A 22,761-nucleotide genomic window follows, 5' to 3' on the forward strand; every position below is an offset into this window, starting at 1 on the left:
AACCTGAACACCGCCGCGCTCGGGCCGGTCGGCCACTTGGCTGGCACTGCATCGGCTTACGGCGGAGCAATCCGGATGGCTGGCGGCGCGGTGCTCGGCACGATCGTGAGCGCATTTGTGAGCGACTCGACCACACCGTTCTCGATCGGTATCGCGGTGCTCTGCATCGGTTCTTGGATCACCGTGCTGATCGTGCGTCGACGTTCACCCGAGCTGACCACAGAGCACTTACAGACTCCTGGCGCGGCCATCGTCTCGTGACCTTGTCGGCCCGGGCGCTGAACCGCACCCGGCGTGCACAGAGTTGCGAAAGGGGCCTGACCCCATTCGCAACTCCGGTGCGAACGTCAGATCAGATCAAGCCGAGTTCGGCGACAGCGTCACGCTCGGCGACCAATTCGGCTGCCGATGCGTCGATCTTCGAGCGGCTGAACTCGCCGATCTCGAGACCCTGGACGATCTCGTAGTTGCCGTCCTTGCAGACGCAGGGGAACGAGCTGATGATGCCCTCGGGCACTCCGTAGCTGCCATCGCTCGGCACCGACATTGAGACCCAGTCGCCGTCGGGCGTACCGAGTGTCCAGTCGCGGATGTGATCGACTGCTGCCGAGGCTGCCGAGGCTGCCGACGAGGAACCGCGTGCGTCGATGATCGCTGCGCCGCGCTGAGCAACCGTGGGGATGTAGCTGTCGGCGTACCAGTCCTGATCGCCGACCAGTTCGAGTGCGTTCTTGCCGCCGACTTCGCAGTGCGCGAGGTCGGGGTATTGCGTCACCGAGTGGTTGCCCCACACGGTCATCTTCTTGATGTCATTGACGGAAGCATGCAGGCGCGTGGCGAGCTGGCTGATTGCACGGTTGTGATCGAGACGAGTCATTGCGGTGAAGCGGCTCGGGTCGAGACCCGCAGCGTTGTTCATCGCGATCACCGCGTTGGTGTTGGCCGGGTTCCCGACGACAAGGATCTTGACGTTTTTCTTGGCCGAGCGGCTGAGTGACTCGCCCTGCGGCTTGAAGATGCCACCGTTGGCCGACAGGAGGTCGGCGCGTTCCATGCCTGCTTTGCGCGGCATCGAGCCCACGAGGATCGCCACATCGGCGTCACAGAACGCCACATCAGCGTCGTCGGTGCAGGTGATCGAGTCGAGCAGCGGGAATGCGCCGTCGTCGAGTTCCATGCGAACACCCTCAAGTGCGCCGAGCGCCGGGGTGATTTCGAGTAGCTGCAGTGCAACCGGAGTGTCTGAACCGAGCATCGTGCCCGATGCAATGCGAAAAAGGAGGCTGTAGCCGATCTGGCCTGCAGCCCCGGTGACGGCAACGCGTACTGGAGTGGTCATGGCGTCTGAGGCTACGCCGATGCGGTGGCAGGGCCAAGCCCAGCGGCCCGAACCCTGTCTGCCAGATGAGATCAGGTCAGACGAGATCAGGCCAACTGAGATGAACTGAGCTAAATTTTACGCCAAGCCCAGGAGCCGGCGAATGATCAACGAATAGAAGTTCTGACCCGGCTGTGTGAGATGGATGCCGTCGTCGTAGAAGCAGCGGTCCTCACAACTGGCCGACATCACTTCCCAGTCGAGGACCGTCACGTTTGGGAAGGTTCCGGGCAACGCTCGAATCATGTCGTTGTTGCCAGCTATCCAGTCGCGATTGCCCTTCCCGGTCAGCATCACCACGGTTGGCACGTCGACGAGGACGCCCATGAGTAACGCAAGCGACGCGTCGCTGACGGGGCCGTTGGTACCAAGGTGCACCACAACCACAGACGTCAGCGCACCCGCAAGCTTCACCGCTTCAAGCTCGGGCACGTAGGAAATCAACTGACGATTCTTGACCGCATCGACGACGAAGCCACTCGCTGTGAGCTCTTCGGCGGCACCAAGCATCACCGAGTCACCGACGGCAACCAATGGAAACCCGGTGGTTGCTGGTGTAAGTGTCAGCGGCGTGATCGCGTTGAAGTCGGCGATGACACCGAACTGGGTGACCGGGGCGGGTGGCAGCGTTGTCGGCGGCGGTGCGATCGTCGAAGCGGGTACGACCACGCCAGAGGCAGTTGTCGGCGGGACCGTCGTCGGCGCGGCATTGGCGGTGGCGGCCGGAGCTGGCTCGGCGCCGTCAGGCAACGTTGTCGGGGTTGGTGCCAGTGCTGCATCGGTGGTGGTCGGAAGCGTTGAGACCGTGGCGGGAGCAACAGCGCCCGGCGGAGTCGTCACGGGCACGGGGATCTCCGCATCGGACAGGCTGACGGTGAAGTCTTCACCATCAGCGAGCGACTCGGTGATGTCGTTCTGCTTCAGGTCGGCAGTCGCGAGCGCCACGCCAGCAAACATTGCCATGGCCGCGGTGAGAGCGGCGGCTCCGACCAGCAATCCCGTCGGTCGGCGGACCTCACGATTTCGAACCCGTTGCGTGAGCGCTGCGACACCACCGATCCGGATCGGTGTCTCAACGAACCGATACGACAGCTCGGTGATGATCAACGTCGGGATCATGGCGAGAAGGAACTCGTGGAGGCGGAGCGAATTCCCTGCCACATTGCGGATGATCTGGTAGATCGGCCAGTGGAAGAGATAGAGCCCGTAGGAACGGGTACCGATCCATGTCAGGACCCTGCCGCCGAGCAGCCGGTTCGCCGCGGACCCCTGATGCGTGACCGCAGCGATGATCAGCAGCGTCAGGACCCCCGCACCAAAAAGCCCGCCGCGGAAGAGTCGGCCGTCGGCACCGCTCGGATCGACGAGATGGATGTTCCAGCACATCCAACCGAACCCGGCGAACGCCAAGACTGCAACGATGTCGAACGCCCGGCCACGATCACGGAGCGGCCCGCGAACGATGGCGAAGGGCCGCCACACCATGGCGAAACCAGCCCCGAGGAGGAGACCACCGGCTCGGGCAACGGTGCTCAGGTACAGCGTGTCGAGCTTGGAGATCGGCCGGCCAGCGACGTTCCAGTACGCCTCGGGCGTGACCTCGGGTTCGCCAATCACACCTGGGTGGTATGCGAGGCCGACGAGGATCGTGATACCGATCGCGCCGACAAACAGCCAGCGGCTGAAGTTAGCGACGCGACGCGTGCCCGTTCTGCCGAGAAACGCCACCATCACGAGTGGCCAGATCAAATAGAACTGCTCCTCTACCGCCAGGCTCCACAGATGGCGGAGCGGCGCGAAGTCGCCGCTTGCCGTGTAACCGAGACCCACCCACACCTGGTACCAGTTCGAGACGTAGAAAAGCCCGGCAAACACGTCACCGCGGAGTTGTCCGAGGGCATCGCGTTCAAACAGCGCTGTCCAGACGGTGAGCAGCCCCATCAGCAAAAACATCGCGGGCAGGAGTCGGCGGGCACGGCGCAGCCAGAAATCGATCAGCGAGATCCGGTAGGTCCGCTCACGCTCGGCAATGAGGAGCAGCGTGATCAGGTAGCCCGAAATCACGAAGAACATCTCAACCCCGAGAAAGCCGCCGGGCAGCCACGAGCTGTTGGCGTGGTAAATCATCACGGCGACGACGGCAATCGCACGCATCCCGTCGAGGCCAGGCAGGTACGGCACACGGCTGATATGGGCGCGCACGAATCCACCTGAGTGGTCGACAGCGGTCGACGGGGGGAACGCGTTGGTCACGGCCATAACCCGTCAAGTATCGCTGGGGTCACGGCGCAATTCATGTCACACAATTCTCAAGATCGGTTGACGGTGAGCGAGTCAGACAAAGAGGGAACTGTCAGCCAGGACGGTCTCGATCAGCGTCGTGTAGTACACGGCTCCCGTCGACTTGAGGTGGATCCCGTCCTGATAGATGCAGTCGCCCTGGCACTGCTGAGCGAGGCCATCCCAATACAGCACCTCGACGTTCGACAGGCTGCTGGCAACGTTGATCATCAGCAGGTTGTTCTCCTCGTCGTAGCTGCTGTCAGGCACAACGTTCTGAATCAACAACACCTTTGGGACATCAGCAACGAGGCGCATCATCGCGTCCATCTGTTCGTTGCTGATCGGGCCGTTCGTTCCGAGATGGATCACCAGCTCCTGAGGCAGTTGGCTTCGGTCCGACAGCGCCTGGACGACATCGATGCCGCGCACGAACGCCCGGCTCTCTGCCGCGTCGACGGTGAAACCAGCGGCTTTCAACTCGTCAGCGGCGCCCAACATCACCGAATCGCCGATCGCGAACTTCTGAGGGGCTGGCGGCAGCGGCACCGTGGTCTCAACGGTCGTTTCTGGGACCCCTTCGGCTGGCTCAGCCGGCGTGTCGAGGCCATCTGATGCAACAGGAACAGGTTCGGGAGTCGGTGTGATCTCCGGCCCCACTGCGGCGTCCGGCTCATCGTGGCACGTCCCCAGGAGGACGCTGCACGTAGCTCCCGCACTCTGTTTGAGTGACTCATCGACCGCGTTCTGCTTCAACTCGGCGGTCGCCAAGCTGGCACCAGCGAAGATTGCCAGCGCCGTGCCGACGAAGGCGCCACCGAGCACCGCTCCACGGTTCTCGTTCCGACGCGATCGTTGACCACGCCGTTGCCATAGAGCAGCCAGCTGGCCTTTACGGATCGGAGTCTCGATGTAACGGTAAGAGATCTCGGTGATGATCGCCGTGGCGACCATACACAGCACCCATTCATGGAACTTCAGCTTGGTCCCGGCGGTGTTCCGGACGATCTGGTAGATCGGCCAGTGATAGAGGTACAGCCCATACGAGCGTGTACCGATCCACAGCATCGTTGGACCGCTCAACGCCTTGGCGGTCAGCGAATCACGGTGCGTCACTGCCGCGATAATCAACAGCGTCGCGATGCCGGCCACGAAGAATCCGCCGCGGAACAGCCACGGATCGGCGCTGTTGTCGCCGAAGGTATCGATGAAACCGACCTTCCACGACATGAAGGCGAGGATGGCAAAGCCGACGACCGCCAGCGCGTCGAGCGCATGCGCCTTGTTTTGTAACGGACCGCGCATCATCGCGACGGGGCGCCAGACCATCGCGAATGCTGCGCCCAGGAGCAGGCCGCTGGAGCGGGACAGCGTAGAGAGGTAGAGAGCGTCGCCCTTCGAAATGAACCGGCCGCCGATCTCCCAGTAGGCCGCCGGAGTGTTCGACGGGTCGGCGTCAATCGGCCCCGGGTGATACAGCACGGCGACGACGACGGTCACGAACACGGCAGCACCGAAGAGCCACACGCTGAGATCGGCGATCCCGCGACTGCCCTTGCGCAGCAACGCGACCATCACGATCGGCCAGACGAAATAGAACTGCTCTTCGACTGCGAGGCTCCATAGATGGCGGAGTGGGGCGAAGTCGTTGCCCGCGCTGTACCCGGCACCGATGAAAATCTGGTACCAGTTCGAGATGTAGGCGACACCGCCCAGCAGGTCGCCGCGGAGTTGGCCCAGCGCATCGCGTTCGAACACTGCAGTCCAGATCGACAGCAAGAGCAGCATCATGAACAACGCCGGAAGGAGCCGTCGGAACCGGCGCACCCAGAAGTTCTTCATGTCCACTTCGCCGGTCTTCTCGTGTTCGGCGATGAGGAGCAGTGTGATCAGGTAACCCGAGATGACAAAGAACACCTCGACGCCGAGGAACCCACCCTTGAGCCACGTGCTGTTGGCGTGATAGATCATCACGGCCACAACGGCCACTGCCCGCATGCCGTCGAGACCGGGCAGGTATGGGACCTTGCTGATGTTCACGTCCGCTCGTCGAGGTGCGGTCGCGGCGTCGGGCGCGGAAAGAGCGGACATCAACGTCAAGTATCGCTCAGACAAGCACCGATCCGAGGTTCACCTTGATTTGTTTCGCTACTTCGGACCGGTTGAGCGTGTAAAGGTGGAGGCCCGGAGCGCCCGCACCAATCAAGTCGATACACAGCGCTGAAGCAAGCTCCATGCCGATCCGTTTGGCCTCGGCATCGGTCCGGGCCGATTCGAGACGATCGACGAGCCAGCCCGGCACCTCGGAACCACTCATCTTGGCCATCCGGTGGATCTGGGCCAGGTTCGTGACGGGCATAATCCCCGGCACGATTGGCTTGTCGACGCCAAGCGCGGCGAGCTCGTCGACCAACCGGGTGTAGTGCTCGACGTCGAAAAAGAACTGGGTGATCGCGAAGTCGGCGATCCGCAGCTTGTCGGCGAGGTGTTTGCGGTCAGTGGCTCGATCGGATGAACGCGGGTGCACCTCGGGATGTGCTGCAACCCCGACCGAGAAGCAACCGGTGGCAGCGACATCAGCCAGCAGATCGAGTGCATACCGGTAGTCGCCTGCCGGGGTGGAACCGTCAGCGGGCAGGTCTCCACCGAGGGCGAGGATGTTCTCGACGCCCATGCGGCGGTAGTCGACGAGCAGCGCGGCGACGTCGGTACGGGTGTGGCCCACACACGTGATGTGTGCCATCGGCTCGACATCGGTCTCTGTGCGCATCCACCCGACGACGTCGCCCGTTCGATGGCGGTCAGACCCACCTGCGCCATACGTGATGCTGACGAAGTCAGGTCCCAGCGGCGCGAGTTCGGCCACCGTACGGCCGAGCGTCATCTGCGCACTCGCTGATTTTGGCGGAAAGAACTCGAACGAAAGGGTCCGCCCTGCTGCCAGCTTGTCGGCGATCCGTGCCATAGACCTGTGAACGTAACGAGCCGGTTACGGGGCTCAGCCACGAGATCAAGAACATCCCGCCTACCGGAACGATTCCACGATATGGAACGCTTTGCACCATACATCGTCAGCGGATCGTCAGCGGATCGTCAGCGGATCGTCAGCGGATCGTCAGCGTTTGCTGACGCTGATGTCAGTGACGGAAGTGGCGTTGGCCGGTGAAGACCATCGCCAGCCCCTGTTCATCCGCTGCTGCGATCACTTCGTCATCACGCATCGACCCGCCCGGCTGGATCACGCACGACACGCCTGCTTCAACAGCAGCATCAAGGCCATCGCGGAACGGGAAGAACGCATCGCTCGCGCAAGCCCCACCGCTGGCGCGGCCGTCGGCGCGGCCTGTCGCAATGCGAGCCGAATCGAGCCGGTTCTGCTGCCCGGCACCAATACCGAAGGCCTGGCGGTCCTTGGTATAGACGATGGCATTGCTCGTCACGGCGGCACACACCGTCCAGGCGAATTCCATGTCGGCCCACTGGTTGTCAGTCGGCTGCAGGTTGGTGACGATCCGCCATTCATCGCTCCGGCCAGCAACAGGATCGGGCTGCTGGACGAGCAGCCCACCATCGATCGGGCGAACATCGAACGGCAGGGGCGATGGTGCGTTTGCTGCGATAACACGCAGGTTCTTCTTTTTCGCGAAGGTTGCGAGTGCGTCGTCGTCGAACCCCGGAGCAACGACCACTTCGGTGAACACGTCGCCGAGAGCGATTGCCATCTCGTTGGTGACAGTGCGATTGACGGCGACGATGCCGCCAAAGGCACTGACCGGGTCGCATGCATGAGCCCGGATATAGGCCGTCGTGATGTCGTCGGCAAGAGCGACGCCACACGGGTTGGCGTGCTTGACGATCACGCATGCTGGGCCGTCGAAGCGTTGGACGAGCCGCCAGGCAGCCTCAGTGTCATACAGGTTGAGGTAGCTCAGCGCCTTGCCGCCATGCTGCGTCATTGAGTCCCACCAGCTCGTGGCACCAGCTTGGCGGTACCGCGCACCTTCTTGGTGCGGGTTCTCGCCGTAGCGCAGTGACTGTGCCTTCGAGAGAGCGAGGTGGATCGATGCCGGCAGAACGCCTGCCGTCTCGACGTCGTCAACCTCGATTGTTTCGTCGGCGACGTCAGGATCGTTGTCGTCGAACCACGTGACGATCGCTGCGTCATACGCCGCCGTGTGTGCAAACGCTGCCCGGGCGAGCCGCCGCTTGGTGTCGGCCGACAGTGCCCCATCAGCACGCAGTTCGGCAATCACCGGGTCGTAGCTCTTCGGGTCGACGATGACCGCGACATGCGCGTGGTTCTTGGCTGCGGCACGGACCATTGCCGGGCCACCGATGTCGATCATTTCGACTGCCGAGCCGCTGCCGTGCTCAAAGTCATCGAGACTCTGGCCGAACGGGTACAAGTTTCCAACGACGAGGCTGATCGGCTCGATGCCATACTCGGCCATGTCGGAGATGTGCCCCGGGTTGGTTGGGTCAGCAAGGATGCCGCCGTGCACCTTCGGGTGCAGCGTCACCACTCGATGGCTCAGGATCGCCGGCACACCGGTCAGGTCTGCCACGTCGGTGACATCGACTCCTGCTGCTGCAATTGCCTTTGCCGTACCGCCACTCGAGACGAGCGACCACCCCAATTCGCTCAGGGCGCTGGCGAAGTCAACGACTCCGGACTTGTCGTACACGGACAGCAATGCGGTGGGCACGGCACCGAGCGTAGACAGGCAACTCGCCGCGCGCTCTGCCTGGTAACTGCAACCAGGTCGCAAGAGGTCACGCCGCATGCCCCAAAGCGACTACATTTCAGTTGTGGTCCGTGTGACCTACAACACAAGGCAGCTTCTGCCTCCTGAATCTCGACAGTAAGTCATCAGACAAGTTCACAGGAAGGGGTCCAACATGGACTTCAGTAAATTCAAGACATCCGATTGGCTCATCGTTGGTGGAGGCGTCTTGACGCTCATCGGCGGTTTGTTCCTTGACTGGCTTAAGGCAGACGGTTTTGGCGGCGGCGCTCATGCCTTCGACTTCACCCTCACCGGCGCACTGCCGTGGATTTTGCTCATCGCTGCTGCAGTCATCACCGTCCTACTTGTTTTGGGCAAGCTCGACTCGAAGACGCAACCGTGGCCGCTGATCGTGCTGGGCGGCACCGTCCTTGCAGCGCTCCTCCTCCTCATCCGAGTGATCTTCAACCCAGGTGTTCCCGACGGCATCAGCCGAGGCCTCGGCATGCTGGCCACCTTCGTCGCTGCGCTGATCGCCACCGCAGGTGCGTTCCTCAGCTTCCAAGCGTCGGGCGGCAAACTGTCCGACCTGGCCGACATCAACAAGCTCAAGGCGAGCTTCGCGGGGGGCAATGAAGCCGATTCTGGCGACATGCCCCCGCCCCCGCCAGCCCAGTAACCACCACTTTTTTTCTCCGAAGGCGTGAGGTTGGTGCACCTACCTCACGCCTTCGCACGAGAGCCGGGGTTGATTAGAGGGCGGCGACGATCTCAGCCATCAGCTCGCCCGCTTCGGTCGGGTTGAGGCCGACCTTCACGCCAGCGGCTGCGAGTGCATCCATCTTGCCCTGAGCCGTGCCCTTGTTGCCGGAGACGATGGCGCCTGCGTGGCCCATTTTCTTGCCGGCCGGTGCGGTGACTCCAGCGATGTATGCGCTCATCGGCTTGGTGACGTTGGCCAAGATGTACTCGGCTGCTTCCTCTTCGGCCGAGCCGCCGATTTCGCCGAGCATCATGATCGCGTGCGTCTCGGGGTCGTTCTGGAACTCCGAGAGGCAGTCGATGAAGTTGGTACCGGGGACGGGATCGCCGCCGATGCCGACACACGTCGACACGCCGATACCACGCTGCTTGAGCTCGTAGAGCGCCTGGTAGGTGAGCGTGCCGGAGCGGCTCACGATGCCGACGTTCGGGCCATCAGCGGTCGGAAGCTGAGCGATTTCACCGGCGGTGATACCGATGTTGCACTTGCCGGGGCTGATGATGCCGGGGCAGTTCGGGCCGAGCAGGCGGGTGCCGGGGAAATCACGCTTCAGGCGGTTGTACACCTTGGCTTCGTCTTGGGCTGGAATGCCCTCAGTGATGCAGACGATAAAACCGATACCGGCTTCAGCTGCCTCCATGATGGCTCCCGGAGCGAACTTCGGCGGGACGGTAGCGAACGACGCGGTTGCGCCTGTCGCCTCGACAGCTTCTGCCACCGTGTTGAAGATCGGGATGCCATCGACGTCTTGGCCGCCCTTGCCGGGCGTGACACCGGCGACGACCTGCGTGCCGTAGTCGCGGTTGCGGAGGCCGTGGTACTTGCCCTGGCCGCCGGTGAGGCCCTGGACGATGACCTTTGTGTTTTCGTCAACAAAAATTGCCATGTGTCAGTATTGCTTTCGGCTCTTATTTCGCGAGCTCGACGGCCACACGGGCAGCGTCAAGCATGGTCGGCTCCGAGCGGAGCTTGTCTTGCGGGATACCGGCGTCGAGCAGGATCTGACGCCCCTCTTCTGCGTTCGTGCCGTCGAGACGGATCACAATCGGCGCCTTCAGGTCGACGCGGCCCATGGCCTCGACGATGCCCTTGGCAACTTCTTCGCCGCGCGTGATGCCGCCGAAGATATTGATGAAAATCGACTTGACGTTCTCATCAAAGTTAATGACTTCGAGTGCCCCCGCCATCACGTCGGCGTTGGCGCCGCCGCCGATGTCGAGGAAGTTGGCAGCGGAGCCACCGACCTGGTTGACGACGTCAAGCGTCGACATGGCGAGGCCAGCGCCGTTAGCAATAATGCCGACGGTGCCGTCGAGGCCGATGTATTGGAGATTTTTCTCGGCGGCCATCTTCTCGCGTTCGTCCATCTCGGTGAGGCCGCGGAATGCGTCCCACTCGGGGTGGCGGAACTCGGCGTTGTCATCGAGCGTGACCTTGGCGTCGAGTGCGTGCACTTCGCCAGTCGGCTTGAGAATCAACGGGTTGATCTCGGCGAGGTCGCAGTCCCCTTCGTCGTAGCAGCGGTACAGCTTGACAAGAATGTCGGTCGCACCGTCGATCGCGCGCTCGGGAAGTTGCGCGTCGAGACATGCCTGGCGAGCAACGGCCTCGGAAAGCCCGTCGACGGGGTCAATGTGCAACTTGACGATCGCGTCAGGGTTCGTTTCAGCAACGACTTCAATCTCGACGCCACCTTCGCGGGAGAGCATCATCAGGTGCTTCTTCTCGCTGCGATCGAGGGTGAACGAGACGTAGTACTCCTCCTCGATATCTGAAGCAGCTTCGACCCAGAGCCGACGTACAACGTGACCCTTGATGTCCATGCCCAGAATATTGCCAGCGTGCTCGCGCACTTCGGCTTCGTTGTCGGCGAGCTTGATGCCGCCAGCCTTACCACGGCCGCCGACCTGCACCTGCGCCTTGACGACGACGGGGTAGCCGGCAGATGCGGCCTCCTTCACCGCCTCCTCGACGGTGTCGGCCGGCCCGCCCGGGCTGACCGGAATGTCATAGCGGGCGAAGTACTGCTTGCCCTGATACTCGAAGAGATCCACGTTGGGAGCCCTCTCTTTCTTGTTTGCGGATGTTGAAATGATCTGATCGACCAGCGAGCCGGTCAGGATTCGGTTTCGTCGAGGGCACCTTCGAGCCACTCGCCGATGGCCTTCAGCGATGAGCCTGGGCCAAAAATCTCGGCAACGCCCTGCTCGCGCAACGCGCGCGCGTCAGCATTGGGGATGACGCCACCGCCGAAGACGAGCACGTCACCGAGGTCACGATTCCGGAGCTCTTCCATGACACGCGGGAAAAGCGTGAGATGTGCCCCAGACAGTAGTGAGAGGCCGACGCCATCGGCGTCTTCCTGCAGCACCGTTTCAGCGATCTGTTCGGGCGTCTGGTGGAGACCGGTGTAGATGACCTCGAAACCGTGGTCACGAAGAGCTCTGGTGATGGTCTTGGCGCCTCGGTCGTGGCCGTCCAGGCCGGGCTTCGCGACGACGATGCGATAGGTGCGCTTCACAGAACACGGACCCTAGGCCGCTGGCAAGCCGATCCACCAACCCATGGGATCCTGAACGGCCGCCATTGATGAAGGCGGCCTCCGCGACGGCAGACTGGGGCCGTGCCCAAGGAATCCGCTCCTCCGGTCAGGACGCGCTCGCCGCTTGTTCGCGCGTTGCTGCCCAACGTCGGCGGCATCGTCATCCTCGGGCTGATCGGCCTGATGCTGTGGGGCTTTGCGGCGTTCATCTCGCGTGGCGGCACGGCAACGTCCGAGCGGCTCGCTCCGTCGAACCTCCGAGTCGGGAGCGTGCAGAACGCCGCTGACATCGTCAACGAAAATGGCCCAATCCTCTTCGCCGACCTCGCGACCAACCGTGGTGCGCGCACGATCGTGCTCGACCACACCGGCGATGACCCCGCGAACGGTTGGGTCATCTACTTCGGCTACCCGGCTGACGGCGACGAAGACTGCATTGTCGAGCAGGTCATCGGGACACGTCAGTTCATCGACTGCGACGGTAACGCCCTCGACGTGAGCGAGTTGGCACCACCACCGCCGGGCGTCAACCCAGTTGTCGAGAACAGCCGCTTGTTGTCGATCGACCTCAGCGGCGTCACAGACGACTGAACAACACCAGCGTCTCGACCCCTGAGGCCCTACCGCAGCAGAATCAGGCGCCGACGGGCAGGCTGTCGGTTGCGCTGAGCAACCGACTGGCGAATTCTTCGGTGTGCTCCGGGAGCTTGCTCCGGCTCATGGCGAGGCCGCCGATCACGTAGGCGCCGGTGTCGCCAAGGGAACTGGTCAGCTTGTCGAGGCTGTTACCCGGGTGCAGTGCAAACGTGCAGAACGCCGCAGCCTTCTTGCCGCGCATCGACGGGAGGTTGGCGATGCCGTTCACGTTCCAGGGCGCCTGACCAAATACGAAGGCTCCATGCACCCACGTACCGACCAGCACAATGTCGGCTTCATGGATCGACTGATGGTCGGGTTGCTTGACCTTGGAGAGGCCGGTGATAGTCCACCGCTCTTGCTGGAGGAGGTCGGCAACGCCTTCGGCGGCCTTCCATGTATTGCCCGTCAGACTCTCGACCAGAATTGCTGCCTTCATATTCGACAGTCTGGCACGGGGTGGGGCCAGTCAGCTGATCTTCTTAAGTGGCGCCCAGGCCAAGCTCAGATGTTTTGTGCCCACGCCGCTGAAGTTGATGGTTGCTTCGGCCTTTTCGCCTTCACCCTTCACGTCGATGATGACACCCGCCCCGAAGGTCGGATGTTCGACGCCGTCGCCGATGTGGAGCCCAAGTTCCTGGCTGTTCGATGGTTCAGGCGTGTGCTTCTTGGCAAATTGCATCGCTGCTTCAACGACTCGGTCCCGGTGGGCGTCCTGCTGTGCCTTCGCATCGCTCTGCACATCGGCGTTGATGTCGCGGCCAGGAAGTTCATCTCCGTCGTTGGCTCGCCGGTACGCGGGCGGCTGGTACGACGAGTCATCACCGCCCTCAACCTTCTTACTGTTGGCGTAATCGGAGCCGTATTTCGAGCGGTAGCTCTGTCGCCCGTAACTCGATTGGCCACTTACGTTGCCAATCGACTTGATCAGATCGGCCGGAATCTCGTCAAAGAATCGAGACGGCGGGTTGTACTGCGTCGAGCCGAACAGCTGACGGCTCCAGGCATGACTCATGTAGAGCCGTTGCATTGCGCGGGTGATCCCGACGTAGGCCAGGCGGCGTTCCTCTTCCATCTCGACCGGCTCGTTCAGTGATCGGATGTGCGGGAAGATCCCTTCCTCGACGCCGACGATGAAGACGACAGGGAATTCGAGGCCCTTTGCCGAGTGCAGGGTCATCAAGATGACGAGGTCTTCAACTTCGCCTTCGGGCAGGTCGTCGGTGTCGGCAACGAGTGCGACCTGCTCCATGAATTCGACAATCACCGTGAACTCGCGTGCCGAGCCGATCAGCTCGCCGAGGTTCTCAAGCCGAGTGTGGTCTTCGATCGAGTCGGAGGCTTCGAGCTCACCGAGGTAGCCCGACCCGTCGAGCGCCAGTTGCAAGACGTCGGCGGGGCCGTATTGGTCGTCGGTGGCCATACCCGACATGCCGTCGAGCAGCTCGACAAATGAGGCAATGCCACGAACTGCCGGACCGGTCACGCCGGCCTCGTCGTTTCGGCGCAGTGCCTCGGCGAAACCGACTCCTTCGGAGAGAGCAAACGCATCGAGTTTGGCGACACTTGCATCGCCGACACCGCGCTTGGGCACATTGAGCACTCGCTTGAGGCTGACCTCATCGGCCGGGTTCACGACGGCACGCAAGTACGCCATTGCGTCTTTGACTTCGCGCCGGTCGTAAAAGCGTGTGCCGCCGACAACCTTGTACGGGACGCCCTGCCGCATAAACGCCTCTTCGATCACACGGCTCTGCGCATTGGTGCGGTAGAGGACCGCCATGTCGCGGAAATTGGCCTCGGCCTCACCCTGGAGTTGCTTTGCAATGCCAGCAACCCAGTTGGCCTCATCACCTTCGTCTTCGCCGTGATAGCGAATGATTTTCTCGCCACTCCCACTGTCGGTCCACAGGTTCTTCGGCCGTCGCTCGGTGTTGTTCTCGATCACTGCGTTTGCCGCGTCGAGGATGGTTTGGGTGCTGCGGTAGTTCTGGTCGAGGACCACGGTGGTGACGTCGGGGAAAGCTTCTTCGAACTGCAGGATGTTCCTGAAGTCGGCGCCGCGGAACCGGTACACGCTCTGGTCGGTGTCACCCACGACGCAGACGTTGTTGTGGCCGCGCGCGAGCATCAACACCATCTGATTTTGGGCGTTGTTTGTGTCCTGGTACTCGTCGACAAGGATGTGGGCGAACCGATCGCGGTAGTGCTCAAGGACCTCGCCGTGGTTCCGGAACAGTTCGACGGTCTTGGCGAGCAGGTCGTCGAAGTCCATGGCGCCAGCCTTCAACAGCCGGGCCTGGTATTCGGTGTAGACCTCGGCGTGTTTGCGGTCAAAGATGTTCTCGGCCGCAGCAGCAGCTTCGGCCGGCGACACCAACTCGTTCTTCCAGTTGCTGACGATCTGATGGACGCCGCGCGGGGTGAACCGCTTGGTGTCGAGGCCGAGGTCGCGGATGACGTAGCCGGTCAGGCGGTTCGCATCGGCCGAGTCGTAGATCGAAAACTGACGCGGGTAGCCGAGCACGTCGGCGTTTGCTCGCAGGATGCGCACACACGCCGAGTGGAAGGTCGACACCCACATCGTTTTGACGACCGGGCCAACGAGCTCAGCGACGCGCTCGCGCATCTCGGCGGCAGCCTTGTTGGTGAACGTGATCGCCAAAATCTTCGACGGGTGGACACCTTCGTGGATGAGGTGGGCAATGCGATGTGTGAGCACCCGGGTCTTGCCGGAACCGGCGCCGGCCACGACCAGAAGCGGGCCCTCATCGTGCACAACAGCATCGAGTTGATCTGGGTTGAGACCCTGCGCGAACGGCGATGGGCCCCTCGAGCGGCGCTCACCACCCTGCAGCGGGTCAACGGATTCTTCCATCGAATCAGCCACGAAGTCAGGATCCGCTTCGGTCGTCGCGACATCGGCCGGGTGCGGAATGTCGGCGAACAGCTCTTCGTCACTCATCAGTTGATCACTCTAGAGATGCGCCCCGCCCCACAGCGTTTGCGTCGACGTTTCGGTTGGCATGTGCGCGAAAACTTCGACGCAAACGGGCTGGGACGTACAGTGCGGCGATGCTGACGTGGCTCGAACTCGGTGCCGGCGAGGCGATCTTTGCCGCCGTCGTGCTCGGCATTGCATCGTTCATCCGCGGGTACTCGGGTTTCGGGTTCTCGGCGGTGTTGGTGGCCGGCCTTGCTTTCGTCGTCGAACCGCTCGCCGCGGTGCCGCTGGCGATCGCCTTCGAAGTCGCTGCAAGCATCGTGCAGGGGCAATCGGTCCGCCACGAGATTCGGTGGAAGGACTTCTGGACACTGCTGATCGCCGCCATCATTGGCAACCCGGTTGGTGTGCTGATCCTCACGACGGTCGACGGCGACGCGCTGCGCGGCGCAACATTCGGGGTGCTCTTCGTCCTCAGCCTCGTGCTGCTCTTGCAGCGAACGGCACGCATCGAACCAACGACTGCCTTGGTGTTCGGTGTTGGTGTTGTTGCCGGCGTGGTCAACGGCGCCACGGCTATGTCTGGGCTGGTGCTGGTGCTGGCGATGTCGTTCATCGTGATTTCGGCCGCCGAGATGCGAGCAACCCTCGTTGCCTATTTCTTCGCTTCCGACCTCGTCGTCCTTGTGGTGCTCGGCGTGCGTCGAGAACTCCCGGATGAACTGTTCTGGCGGGTCATTCTGGGGCTGCCGCTCCTCGCTGCAGGTGTGCTCGTCGGGTCGCGTGCCTTCAGATCAGCCACCCAAGCATCGTTCCGGCAGAACACGCTGCGCCTGTTGTGCACCATCTCGGTCGTCGGCATCGCCCGATTGATCATCTGAGTGCGGCGCCCGGGTTCGGTGGCGTGAGTACCGTGGCCTGATGACGCTGCCGATCGCCGACCGATGGTTCGACCGACGCACGATCTCCGGCGGAGTCACGCTGCTCTGGGAGCCGCACGTAATCGAGCTGATGCGGTGCAACATCTGGCATGTTGCTGGGCGCGATCGCGACCTCGTGATCGACACAGGGATGGGTGTGGCCAGCCTCGTCGACGAAATGGAAGACCTGCTCGACAAGCCCGTCACCGCAGTCGCCACACATGGCCACGGCGACCACATTGGCGGCCATCACGAGTTCGATGACACCGTGGCGCACGCCGCCGAAGCCGTCGACCTCGCTCAGCCCAGCCTCAACTCACTCGACCCGTTGGAAGCCTGGGGTCAGGGCGGCATCGACGCACTCACCGCAGCGGGATACAAGTTCGACAGCAAGTACTTCGTCACGGCACTGCCCGCCGGCGTGACACTCGACAGCTTTCGCCAGCAATCGGCGCACGTATCGAGGACCGTCGACGAAGGCGATGTGATTGATCTCGGCGACCGCTCCTTCGAGGTACTCCACCTGCCCGGTCACTCCCCCGGTTCGATCGGGCTGTGGGAGGCGTCGACCGGGACATTGTTCTCGGGCGATGCGGTCTACGACGGCCCGCTCCTCGACCAACTCGACGGCTCAGACGTCGACGACTATTGCATCACAATGCAGCGCCTGCTCAAACTACCCGTCGACGTGGTGCACGGCGGCCACGACCCGAGCTTCGGCCGCGCTCGGCTCCGCGAGATCGCCCGCAACTATCTGACCCTGCGCGCCTGACCCTGCGCGCCTGACCCTGCGCGCCTGACCCTGCGCGCCTGACTTGTCACACTTTGGTCAGACCGGAGCGTGACGCTGGGCGACAGGTCGGTCAGCCTTCTGATTGTTCGGCGAGTTCGAGCCAGGTGGCTTCGAGTCCGTCGAGTTCGGCCTGCGCTGCGCCGAGCTGGTTGCCAACCGCCAACAGCTCGTCGACGGCAGCAAGGCCGCTGAGCTTGCCGGCCAAGGTGTCGACCCGCTTCTGGGTCTTGACCATCGCCTGCTCGGCTTCTCGAAGTTGACGACCAATCGTCGAGGCGCTCGGTCCGGCACGCGCCGCTTTCGGCTTACCGCCGCCCGAGGTCAAACCTGCAGTCTTCGGCTTGGCTGATCCGTTCGACTTCTTGCCCTCTGACTTTTTGCCGGTCTTCTTGCCAGTCAATGCTGCTCGGTCCGCAAGCCAGCCACTGACACCGCCGGGGACTCGTTGCATGGCGCCGAACTCGTCGATTGCCAGCACGTGGTCGGCGACGCGATCGAGGAACGCACGATCGTGGCTTGACGTGACGAGCGCGCCAGGCCAATCGTCAAGAAACGCTTCGAGCGAGCGAAGTGTGTCGAGATCGAGGTCGTTGGTGGGCTCGTCGAGGATCAACAAGTTCGGCTTGGTGGCAAGCACCATGACGAGCTGCAGCCGTCGGCGCTCACCGCCCGACAGCATCCGGATGGGAGCAAACTGAGCAGTCGAGTCGAACCAGAACTTCTCGAGCAGCGCCTTGTCTTCGTGGTCTGGCTCTCGGTACGGACCCGCCACGACCTTGCGCACGATGGCGTCCGCGTCGAGTGCGCTGGAGTGCTGATCGGCATAACCAACTACCACGGTCTGACCGCGGTCGACCACACCGGCCACCGGGTCTTTGCGCCCCGCAATGATGTCGAGCAGCGTTGTTTTACCCGATCCGTTCGGCCCGACCACGGCCAACCGTGCACCAGGCTCGATCAGCAAATCGACGTCGGAGAAGACCGTGTGATCACCGAACCGCTGGGTGACACCGGTGAGTTCGATCACCTGGTTGCCAAGCCGCGTGGTCCCGGCACCGAGTTCGAGATCGTTGCCACGTACCCCGGCAGCAGCAGGGCCCCCAGCGATGATCTCATGAGCGCTCCGCAGCCGCGCCTTCGGCTTAGTCGAACGGGCTGGCGCGCCGCGCCGCAGCCAAGCGAGCTCTTTGCGAGCGAGAATCTTGCGTGTGGATTCTTCGGACGCCTCGCGGTCAATCCGGTCGGCACGAGCATCGAGGTACGTCGCGTATGCGCTCGTGCCGACTGCAGCCTGATGGATGTGCGACCGTCCGTTGTCCAGTTCGACGACACGACTCGGGCCGACGGCACTGGTCAGCCGGTCAAGCGCATGGCGGTCGTGCGTGACGAGGACAAGTGCCGCCTTCATCGCGACGAGGCGCGCCTCGAGCCACTCGATGGCTTCAAGGTCAAGGTGGTTGGTCGGCTCGTCGAGCACGACCATGTCGAATGCACCCTGCTGGTCGTCAGCCAGCACCTTGGCCAGAGCAACACGCTTGGCCTGCCCACCGGAGAGCTCGTCGGTCCGCCGATCGAAGAGCGGCAGCACACCGAGCGAGGTGGCAGCGGCCTGGACTTCCCAGCCGTCGCCGAGCACGTCGCGCACGATGCCTTCGGGCAACTTGGGATCTTGTTCGAGTGAGACGATCCGAGAACCTCGGCCGAACCTGACAACACCACTGTCAGGCTGCAGGGCTCCGGTCATGATGCGCAGCAGGGTGGTCTTGCCAGAGCCATTGACCCCAACAACCGCAACACGATCGCCGACCGAAATGGTCACGTCGACATCGCTGAAAAGCACCTTGTCGGGTTGCGCCATGCCAACCCCGGATACGTCGACACAAATCACTGAAGCGACGCTACGGCCGAAAACAGCAAGCGCCGACGAACACCCTGGTGACGGATGTTCGTCGGCGCAAGAATCAGCCGAGCAGAAGCTCAGTTGTCGGCGGGGATCTGACCGTTCACCTTGGCGGTGATCCGCTCTTCGGCCTCGGCAAGCTTCTCCGCTGCCTCGTCGGCCGTGATCTTGCCAGCCTCGACAGCAGCGTCGACCCGCTCCTGCATCTGACCGACGATGGCGTCGACGAGAGCGTCAACCGACACGCCCTGGGCGGTGGCAACCTCAGCCAGAGTCGAGCCGGCCTTCAATTCGGCGCGCAGGGTGGCGGCGTCGATGCCGAGGAGTTCCGCCACGACGTCGGAGCCACCGAACTTACCCTGGCCGCCGGACTTGCCCTTGCCACGATCACCACGATCATCGCGATCGCTGCGATCACCGCGATCACCGCGGTTCTCCATCAGCTGCTCGGTCACTGCGTCAGCCTGCGCTGCATCAATGGTGCCGTCGTCAACGAGGGGCTGCAATACGGTGCGGAGGCGCTCGCCGGGCTGCGCTGCTGCGTCATCCGCAGGCCCTTTGTCAATCGAGGCGTCATCGACTTGCTGGACGATTGCAGCTGGGGCGACAGCGGCGCCAGTGTCGGCAGCAGCGCTGGACAGACCAGGAACGCCAAGCACGAGGCCGGCGGCGGTGCCACCCAGGAGGCCAGCGGCAAGGCCGATGCCCGTCTTCGAGTTGCGGGCCTTCTTCGAGTTGCCACCGTTGGGCTGGGCTGTTGTCCGGTCAGTCATGTTCGTCATTGGAGAGTTCCTTTCGAGAACGTCTGGTTGGGGGTGTCCACCACGATGACGACTGCCGGTGAGACCGAGTCCAGAAGGTTGTAAAGATTGGGTAAGAACACTGCGTCAGGCTTCGGGCAAAGAGAAGCCGACGTCGGCACCGCCGCCATCGCGGTGCCGTGCACTGACGGTGCCACCACTTCGTTCGACGATCTCACGAACAATGGCGAGGCCGAGCCCTGAGCCCGGCATTGTCCGGGCCGTCACGGCGCGGTGGAATCGATCGAAGATCAGGGCAAGGTCCTCATCCGGGATGCCCGGCCCCCGATCGAGGACACGAAGATCGCCGTCACGCACGACGACCTCGATCGGTCCGCCCGACGTGTCGAACTTTGCGGCATTCTGGATGAGGTTCGTGATCGCACGCTCCAGGCCAGCGGGCGGAGCCAGCACGATGCCTGCGGCCGCAGCGTCCACATCGACAACGCGTTCCTTACGGCGAGCAACTCGCGCTCCTACCGATTCCGCCAACGCACCGAGATCGATGATTTCTGCTGGCTGATCGGCGAGCTCGCCAGATGCAACCGACACGAGTTCGTTGACCAGATCGGTGAGCTCTCGCACCTCACCGTCGAGATCATCAAGAATGCGTTCTTGCATTTCGGAGCCCATATCCGGGTGTCGCCGGATCACCGAAAGATTCGTGCGCAGGCTGGTCAACGGGGTCCGCAGCTCATGGCCAGCGTCTTGCACCAGGCGCTGCTGCTCGGTTCGCGACCGTTGCAGCGCACCGAGCATCGACTGGAACGCCGCACCGAGACGGCCGACCTCGTCGGCACGCGGCTCGGCCACAGCCAGGTCGAGATTGCCAGATGCCTCGACTTCTTCCGCCGCACGCGTCAAGCGGCGAAGCGGCGCCGCGACAGTCGATGCGAGAAGCCAACCGACCGCAGCCGCGACCAGCGATACGACGATCACCAAGAAAGTCGTCCGCCGCCGCAAGTCCGAAAGCACCCGGTCGGTCTCACCCAGCGACCGCGCGACTTGCACCGCGCCGCGGGTCGCACCGACGGTGTGGACCCTGAATCGTTCGTTGTCGAACGTGATCGTTGCGACGTCGAAGCCCTTGTCGTCTCCGATGGCCAGTTTCGCTTTGGCGGTCAATTCAAGGTTCTTGTCAAACGACGAATTCACGACTTCGGCCTTGCGGTTCAACAACCGCACCGAGTAGACGCCGAGTAAACCACGGCTCGGAATGCCGACCCGGTCGTCACCACTGCGGATGTTGACCAGCAGCGACGTCGCCTCCTTGATCGATCGGTCGACCTCGTCAACCAGCCGCATGCTCGTCGAGCGATAACTCACTGCGCCGACCATCCCTGTCGCCACGAACCCGAGTACTGCCATGGCCACCGCGATCTTGACGCGCAGCGACCTCATAACGGTCGGCCCATCACGCGGCGCCGCTCGAACGCGCCGTGTAGCCGACGCCCCGCACCGTGTGCACCAGTCGTTGTTCGCCGTTCTCCTCCGTCTTGCGTCGGAGGTAGCCGATGTAGACAGCGAGATTCTTCGAATCGGGCCCGAAGTCGTAGTGCCAGATGCGTTCGTAAATCGTGGTGTGGTCCAGCACGATTCCCTGGTTCTGCACCAGCAGTTCGAGGAGGTCGAACTCGGTTTTGGACATCACGAGCTCGCGCTCGCCGCGAAACACGCGGCGCGCCGACGGGTCAAGCCGCAGATCACCGAGCGTCAGCGGCGCTGCAGTCTCGGCGGTGCTGTAGTCAGCGCGCCGAACCAACGCTCGTAGACGAGCCAGCAGTTCGTCGAGGTCGTACGGCTTCGGCAGGTAGTCGTCAGCGCCGACATCGAGGCCAACCACACGGTCGGACGTCTCGGTGCGAGCCGTAAGCATCAGTATCGGCAACCGGTTCTCTTCAGATCGCAAGACCCGACAGACGGTGAGTCCGTCAACCAACGGCATCGAAACATCGAGGAGCAAGATGTCGGGCTCGCCCGATCGAACAGCATCGAGGCACTCGGCACCGTTCGTCGTCGCAGTGACGCGATACCCCTCGAGTTCGAGTGCTCGAACAAGGGCTTCACGCACAGCGCGATCGTCCTCGGCGATGAGCACGTGTTGGTTCGCTGCGCTGGTCACGTGTGCAGTCTTGCCGGTCCGGGTGAGAGTCAGGTGTGAATGCGTCGAGCTGCGTTCGCCTCCAGTCGAGTCGCGTGTGCCCAAAGTCCTCTGCTACGAAGTGCGAGTGCAACTCTTCCCGGCACCGGCCCAAGTTAGGGGCCGGCTCCTCCCGATCGCGGTCGCTCTCGTCGCGGCCGGCGGGGCAGTTGGAGCAACGGCGCGCTGGCTGGCCGGAACGTTGCTCGAGGCCGAGCCGGCGACCTGGCCGTGGTCAACACTCTGCGTCAACATCGTTGGCTGCGTGATGATCGGTGTTGCTGCCCGGCACATCGAACGCGGCTCGCGGCAATGGGACTTCATCGTCACCGGCGTGCTCGGTGGATTCACGACGATGTCGTCGTTCGCCATCGAGTTGAACGACTTCGTCGACGCGGGCCGGTCGGGCATGGCATTCGGCTATGGCACGACAACGGTCGTCGTCGGCGCAGGCATCATCACCCTCGTTACCCGAGAACCGTCGTGACGCCGCTCGCATTCATCCTGGCGGCTGCAATCGGTGCCGTACTGCGCTTGGTGATCGGCCTCACCGTCTGCAGTTGGCAGGCCCTGCTTGTTGCCAACACGACGGGCGCGGCTGTGCTCGGGTACGTGAGTGCCGCCGATTTCTCGGCGTCGACAACCACGGTGATCGGTCTCGGATTCTGTGGAGCGCTCACGACCTACTCGTCGTTCGCGCTCGAAGCCCGATCGCTGGGCTGGCGGTGGGGTGCGTTCTACGCAGCTCTGACGATCGGTTGTGCGTGCGCTGCGGCATCGATCGGCTCGACGTTCGCTTGAAGCAACCGTTCGACGCTCAGGCGGTTTCGAGAATCCGGACCGGCAAGACGCGCGGACCGCGGATCTGACCGACGCTCCACGAGACATCGCCGGCCAATTCGAACTTCGGGAAGCGCTTCACGAACTCTTCGATTGCG

General features: G+C 62.9%; 20 protein-coding genes and 1 pseudogene. 7 read left to right on the plus strand and 14 right to left on the minus strand.

Annotated features, from left to right (window positions below):
• Positions 1-261 (plus strand): annotated as a pseudogene (locus tag ACH2EI_RS09560) (hypothetical protein); the annotation flags it as partial.
• Positions 262-352: 91 nt separating this feature from the next.
• On the opposite strand, the gene ACH2EI_RS09565 reads toward ACH2EI_RS09560, so the two are convergent.
• The 5 genes from ACH2EI_RS09565 to purH form a co-directional block, all read right to left on the minus strand.
• Positions 353-1,339: a malate dehydrogenase gene (locus ACH2EI_RS09565; protein WP_395152603.1), complete on the minus strand. Its 987-nt coding sequence runs from the start codon at positions 1,337-1,339 to the stop codon at positions 353-355.
• A gap of 117 nt (positions 1,340-1,456) precedes the next feature.
• Positions 1,457-3,637, minus strand: coding sequence for an acyltransferase family protein (locus tag ACH2EI_RS09570; RefSeq protein ID WP_395152604.1), 2,181 nt, complete (start codon positions 3,635-3,637; stop codon positions 1,457-1,459).
• A 75-nt stretch (positions 3,638-3,712) separates the two neighbouring features.
• On the minus strand, positions 3,713-5,749 hold the full coding sequence (locus tag ACH2EI_RS09575) for an acyltransferase family protein (RefSeq protein ID WP_395152605.1): 2,037 nt from the start codon (positions 5,747-5,749) through the stop codon (positions 3,713-3,715).
• Positions 5,750-5,765: 16 nt separating this feature from the next.
• Positions 5,766-6,623, minus strand: a complete 858-nt coding sequence (locus ACH2EI_RS09580; protein ID WP_395152606.1) for a methylenetetrahydrofolate reductase — start codon at positions 6,621-6,623, stop codon at positions 5,766-5,768.
• 172 nt (positions 6,624-6,795) lie between these two features.
• Complete coding sequence (gene purH / locus ACH2EI_RS09585) at positions 6,796-8,364, minus strand: bifunctional phosphoribosylaminoimidazolecarboxamide formyltransferase/IMP cyclohydrolase (protein WP_395152607.1); 1,569 nt, start codon at positions 8,362-8,364, stop codon at positions 6,796-6,798.
• A 193-nt stretch (positions 8,365-8,557) separates the two neighbouring features.
• Here purH and ACH2EI_RS09590 point away from each other — a divergent pair, with 193 nt between their 5' ends.
• A complete protein-coding gene (locus ACH2EI_RS09590; RefSeq protein ID WP_395159832.1) occupies positions 8,558-9,064 on the plus strand; it encodes a hypothetical protein in 507 nt (168 codons plus the stop codon).
• A gap of 73 nt (positions 9,065-9,137) precedes the next feature.
• On the opposite strand, the gene sucD is transcribed toward ACH2EI_RS09590, so the two are convergent.
• The 3 genes from sucD to ACH2EI_RS09605 all read right to left on the minus strand — a co-directional run bounded on the left by sucD (position 9,138) and on the right by ACH2EI_RS09605 (position 11,669).
• Positions 9,138-10,034, minus strand: a complete 897-nt coding sequence (gene sucD / locus ACH2EI_RS09595; protein ID WP_395152609.1) for a succinate--CoA ligase subunit alpha — start codon at positions 10,032-10,034, stop codon at positions 9,138-9,140.
• A 22-nt stretch (positions 10,035-10,056) separates the two neighbouring features.
• On the minus strand, positions 10,057-11,202 hold the full coding sequence (gene sucC, locus ACH2EI_RS09600) for an ADP-forming succinate--CoA ligase subunit beta (protein WP_395152610.1): 1,146 nt from the start codon (positions 11,200-11,202) through the stop codon (positions 10,057-10,059).
• Positions 11,203-11,264: 62 nt separating this feature from the next.
• Positions 11,265-11,669 (minus strand): cobalamin B12-binding domain-containing protein, encoded by a 405-nt coding sequence (locus tag ACH2EI_RS09605; RefSeq protein WP_395152611.1) that lies wholly within the window; start codon positions 11,667-11,669, stop codon positions 11,265-11,267.
• Between the two features lie 102 nt (positions 11,670-11,771).
• Between ACH2EI_RS09605 and ACH2EI_RS09610 the strand changes: the two genes are divergently transcribed.
• Positions 11,772-12,281, plus strand: a complete 510-nt coding sequence (locus tag ACH2EI_RS09610; protein ID WP_395152612.1) for a hypothetical protein — start codon at positions 11,772-11,774, stop codon at positions 12,279-12,281.
• A gap of 43 nt (positions 12,282-12,324) precedes the next feature.
• Here the strand turns inward: ACH2EI_RS09610 and ACH2EI_RS09615 are convergent, their stop codons facing one another.
• Together ACH2EI_RS09615 and pcrA are read right to left on the minus strand one after the other, a co-directional pair.
• Entirely contained in the window at positions 12,325-12,765 is a 441-nt protein-coding gene (locus ACH2EI_RS09615; protein WP_395152613.1) for a flavodoxin family protein, read from the minus strand.
• Between the two features lie 30 nt (positions 12,766-12,795).
• A complete protein-coding gene (pcrA, locus tag ACH2EI_RS09620) occupies positions 12,796-15,291 on the minus strand; it encodes a DNA helicase PcrA (protein WP_395152614.1) in 2,496 nt (831 codons plus the stop codon).
• A 110-nt stretch (positions 15,292-15,401) separates the two neighbouring features.
• Here pcrA and ACH2EI_RS09625 point away from each other — a divergent pair, with 110 nt between their 5' ends.
• Entirely contained in the window at positions 15,402-16,151 is a 750-nt protein-coding gene (locus ACH2EI_RS09625; protein WP_395152615.1) for a sulfite exporter TauE/SafE family protein, read from the plus strand.
• 40 nt (positions 16,152-16,191) lie between these two features.
• Entirely contained in the window at positions 16,192-16,962 is a 771-nt protein-coding gene (locus ACH2EI_RS09630) for an MBL fold metallo-hydrolase (protein WP_395152616.1), read from the plus strand.
• 91 nt (positions 16,963-17,053) lie between these two features.
• Here the strand turns inward: ACH2EI_RS09630 and ACH2EI_RS09635 are convergent, their stop codons facing one another.
• The 4 genes from ACH2EI_RS09635 to ACH2EI_RS09650 form a co-directional block, all read right to left on the minus strand.
• Complete coding sequence (locus tag ACH2EI_RS09635) at positions 17,054-18,871, minus strand: ABC-F family ATP-binding cassette domain-containing protein (protein ID WP_395159834.1); 1,818 nt, start codon at positions 18,869-18,871, stop codon at positions 17,054-17,056.
• Positions 18,872-18,960: 89 nt separating this feature from the next.
• Positions 18,961-19,656 carry a hypothetical protein gene (locus tag ACH2EI_RS09640; protein WP_395152639.1) on the minus strand — a complete coding sequence of 232 codons (696 nt, stop codon included), beginning with the start codon at positions 19,654-19,656 and terminating at the stop codon, positions 18,961-18,963.
• Between the two features lie 114 nt (positions 19,657-19,770).
• Positions 19,771-21,051: an ATP-binding protein gene (locus ACH2EI_RS09645; protein WP_395159836.1), complete on the minus strand. Its 1,281-nt coding sequence runs from the start codon at positions 21,049-21,051 to the stop codon at positions 19,771-19,773.
• A gap of 46 nt (positions 21,052-21,097) precedes the next feature.
• Positions 21,098-21,805, minus strand: coding sequence for a response regulator transcription factor (locus ACH2EI_RS09650; RefSeq protein ID WP_395152641.1), 708 nt, complete (start codon positions 21,803-21,805; stop codon positions 21,098-21,100).
• A 76-nt stretch (positions 21,806-21,881) separates the two neighbouring features.
• Between ACH2EI_RS09650 and ACH2EI_RS09655 the strand changes: the two genes are divergently transcribed.
• Positions 21,882-22,310, plus strand: coding sequence for a CrcB family protein (locus ACH2EI_RS09655; RefSeq protein ID WP_395159838.1), 429 nt, complete (start codon positions 21,882-21,884; stop codon positions 22,308-22,310).
• Complete coding sequence (locus tag ACH2EI_RS09660; protein WP_395152643.1) at positions 22,307-22,624, plus strand: fluoride efflux transporter FluC; 318 nt, start codon at positions 22,307-22,309, stop codon at positions 22,622-22,624. The genes ACH2EI_RS09655 and ACH2EI_RS09660 overlap by 4 nt, the downstream gene beginning before the upstream one ends.
• Positions 22,625-22,761 lie beyond the last annotated feature (137 nt).

Source organism: Ilumatobacter sp. (assembly GCF_041688325.1).
Taxonomy (GTDB): Bacteria; Actinomycetota; Acidimicrobiia; order Acidimicrobiales; family Ilumatobacteraceae; genus Ilumatobacter_A.

Excerpts from the sequence above, each read along its gene's own strand:
- ACH2EI_RS09565 (WP_395152603.1), bottom strand. The coding sequence starts at position 1,339 with ATGACCACTCCAGTACGCGTTGCCGTCACCGGGGCTGCAGGCCAGATC.
- ACH2EI_RS09570 (WP_395152604.1), bottom strand. The coding sequence starts at position 3,637 with ATGGCCGTGACCAACGCGTTCCCCCCGTCGACCGCTGTCGACCACTCA.
- ACH2EI_RS09575 (WP_395152605.1), bottom strand. The coding sequence starts at position 5,749 with ATGTCCGCTCTTTCCGCGCCCGACGCCGCGACCGCACCTCGACGAGCG.
- ACH2EI_RS09580 (WP_395152606.1), bottom strand. The coding sequence starts at position 6,623 with ATGGCACGGATCGCCGACAAGCTGGCAGCAGGGCGGACCCTTTCGTTC.
- ACH2EI_RS09590 (WP_395159832.1), top strand. The coding sequence starts at position 8,558 with ATGGACTTCAGTAAATTCAAGACATCCGATTGGCTCATCGTTGGTGGA.
- sucD (WP_395152609.1), bottom strand. The coding sequence starts at position 10,034 with ATGGCAATTTTTGTTGACGAAAACACAAAGGTCATCGTCCAGGGCCTC.
- ACH2EI_RS09615 (WP_395152613.1), bottom strand. The coding sequence starts at position 12,765 with ATGAAGGCAGCAATTCTGGTCGAGAGTCTGACGGGCAATACATGGAAG.
- pcrA (WP_395152614.1), bottom strand. The coding sequence starts at position 15,291 with ATGAGTGACGAAGAGCTGTTCGCCGACATTCCGCACCCGGCCGATGTC.
- ACH2EI_RS09625 (WP_395152615.1), top strand. The coding sequence starts at position 15,402 with ATGCTGACGTGGCTCGAACTCGGTGCCGGCGAGGCGATCTTTGCCGCC.
- ACH2EI_RS09630 (WP_395152616.1), top strand. The coding sequence starts at position 16,192 with ATGACGCTGCCGATCGCCGACCGATGGTTCGACCGACGCACGATCTCC.
- ACH2EI_RS09640 (WP_395152639.1), bottom strand. The coding sequence starts at position 19,656 with ATGACTGACCGGACAACAGCCCAGCCCAACGGTGGCAACTCGAAGAAG.
- ACH2EI_RS09645 (WP_395159836.1), bottom strand. The coding sequence starts at position 21,051 with ATGGCAGTACTCGGGTTCGTGGCGACAGGGATGGTCGGCGCAGTGAGT.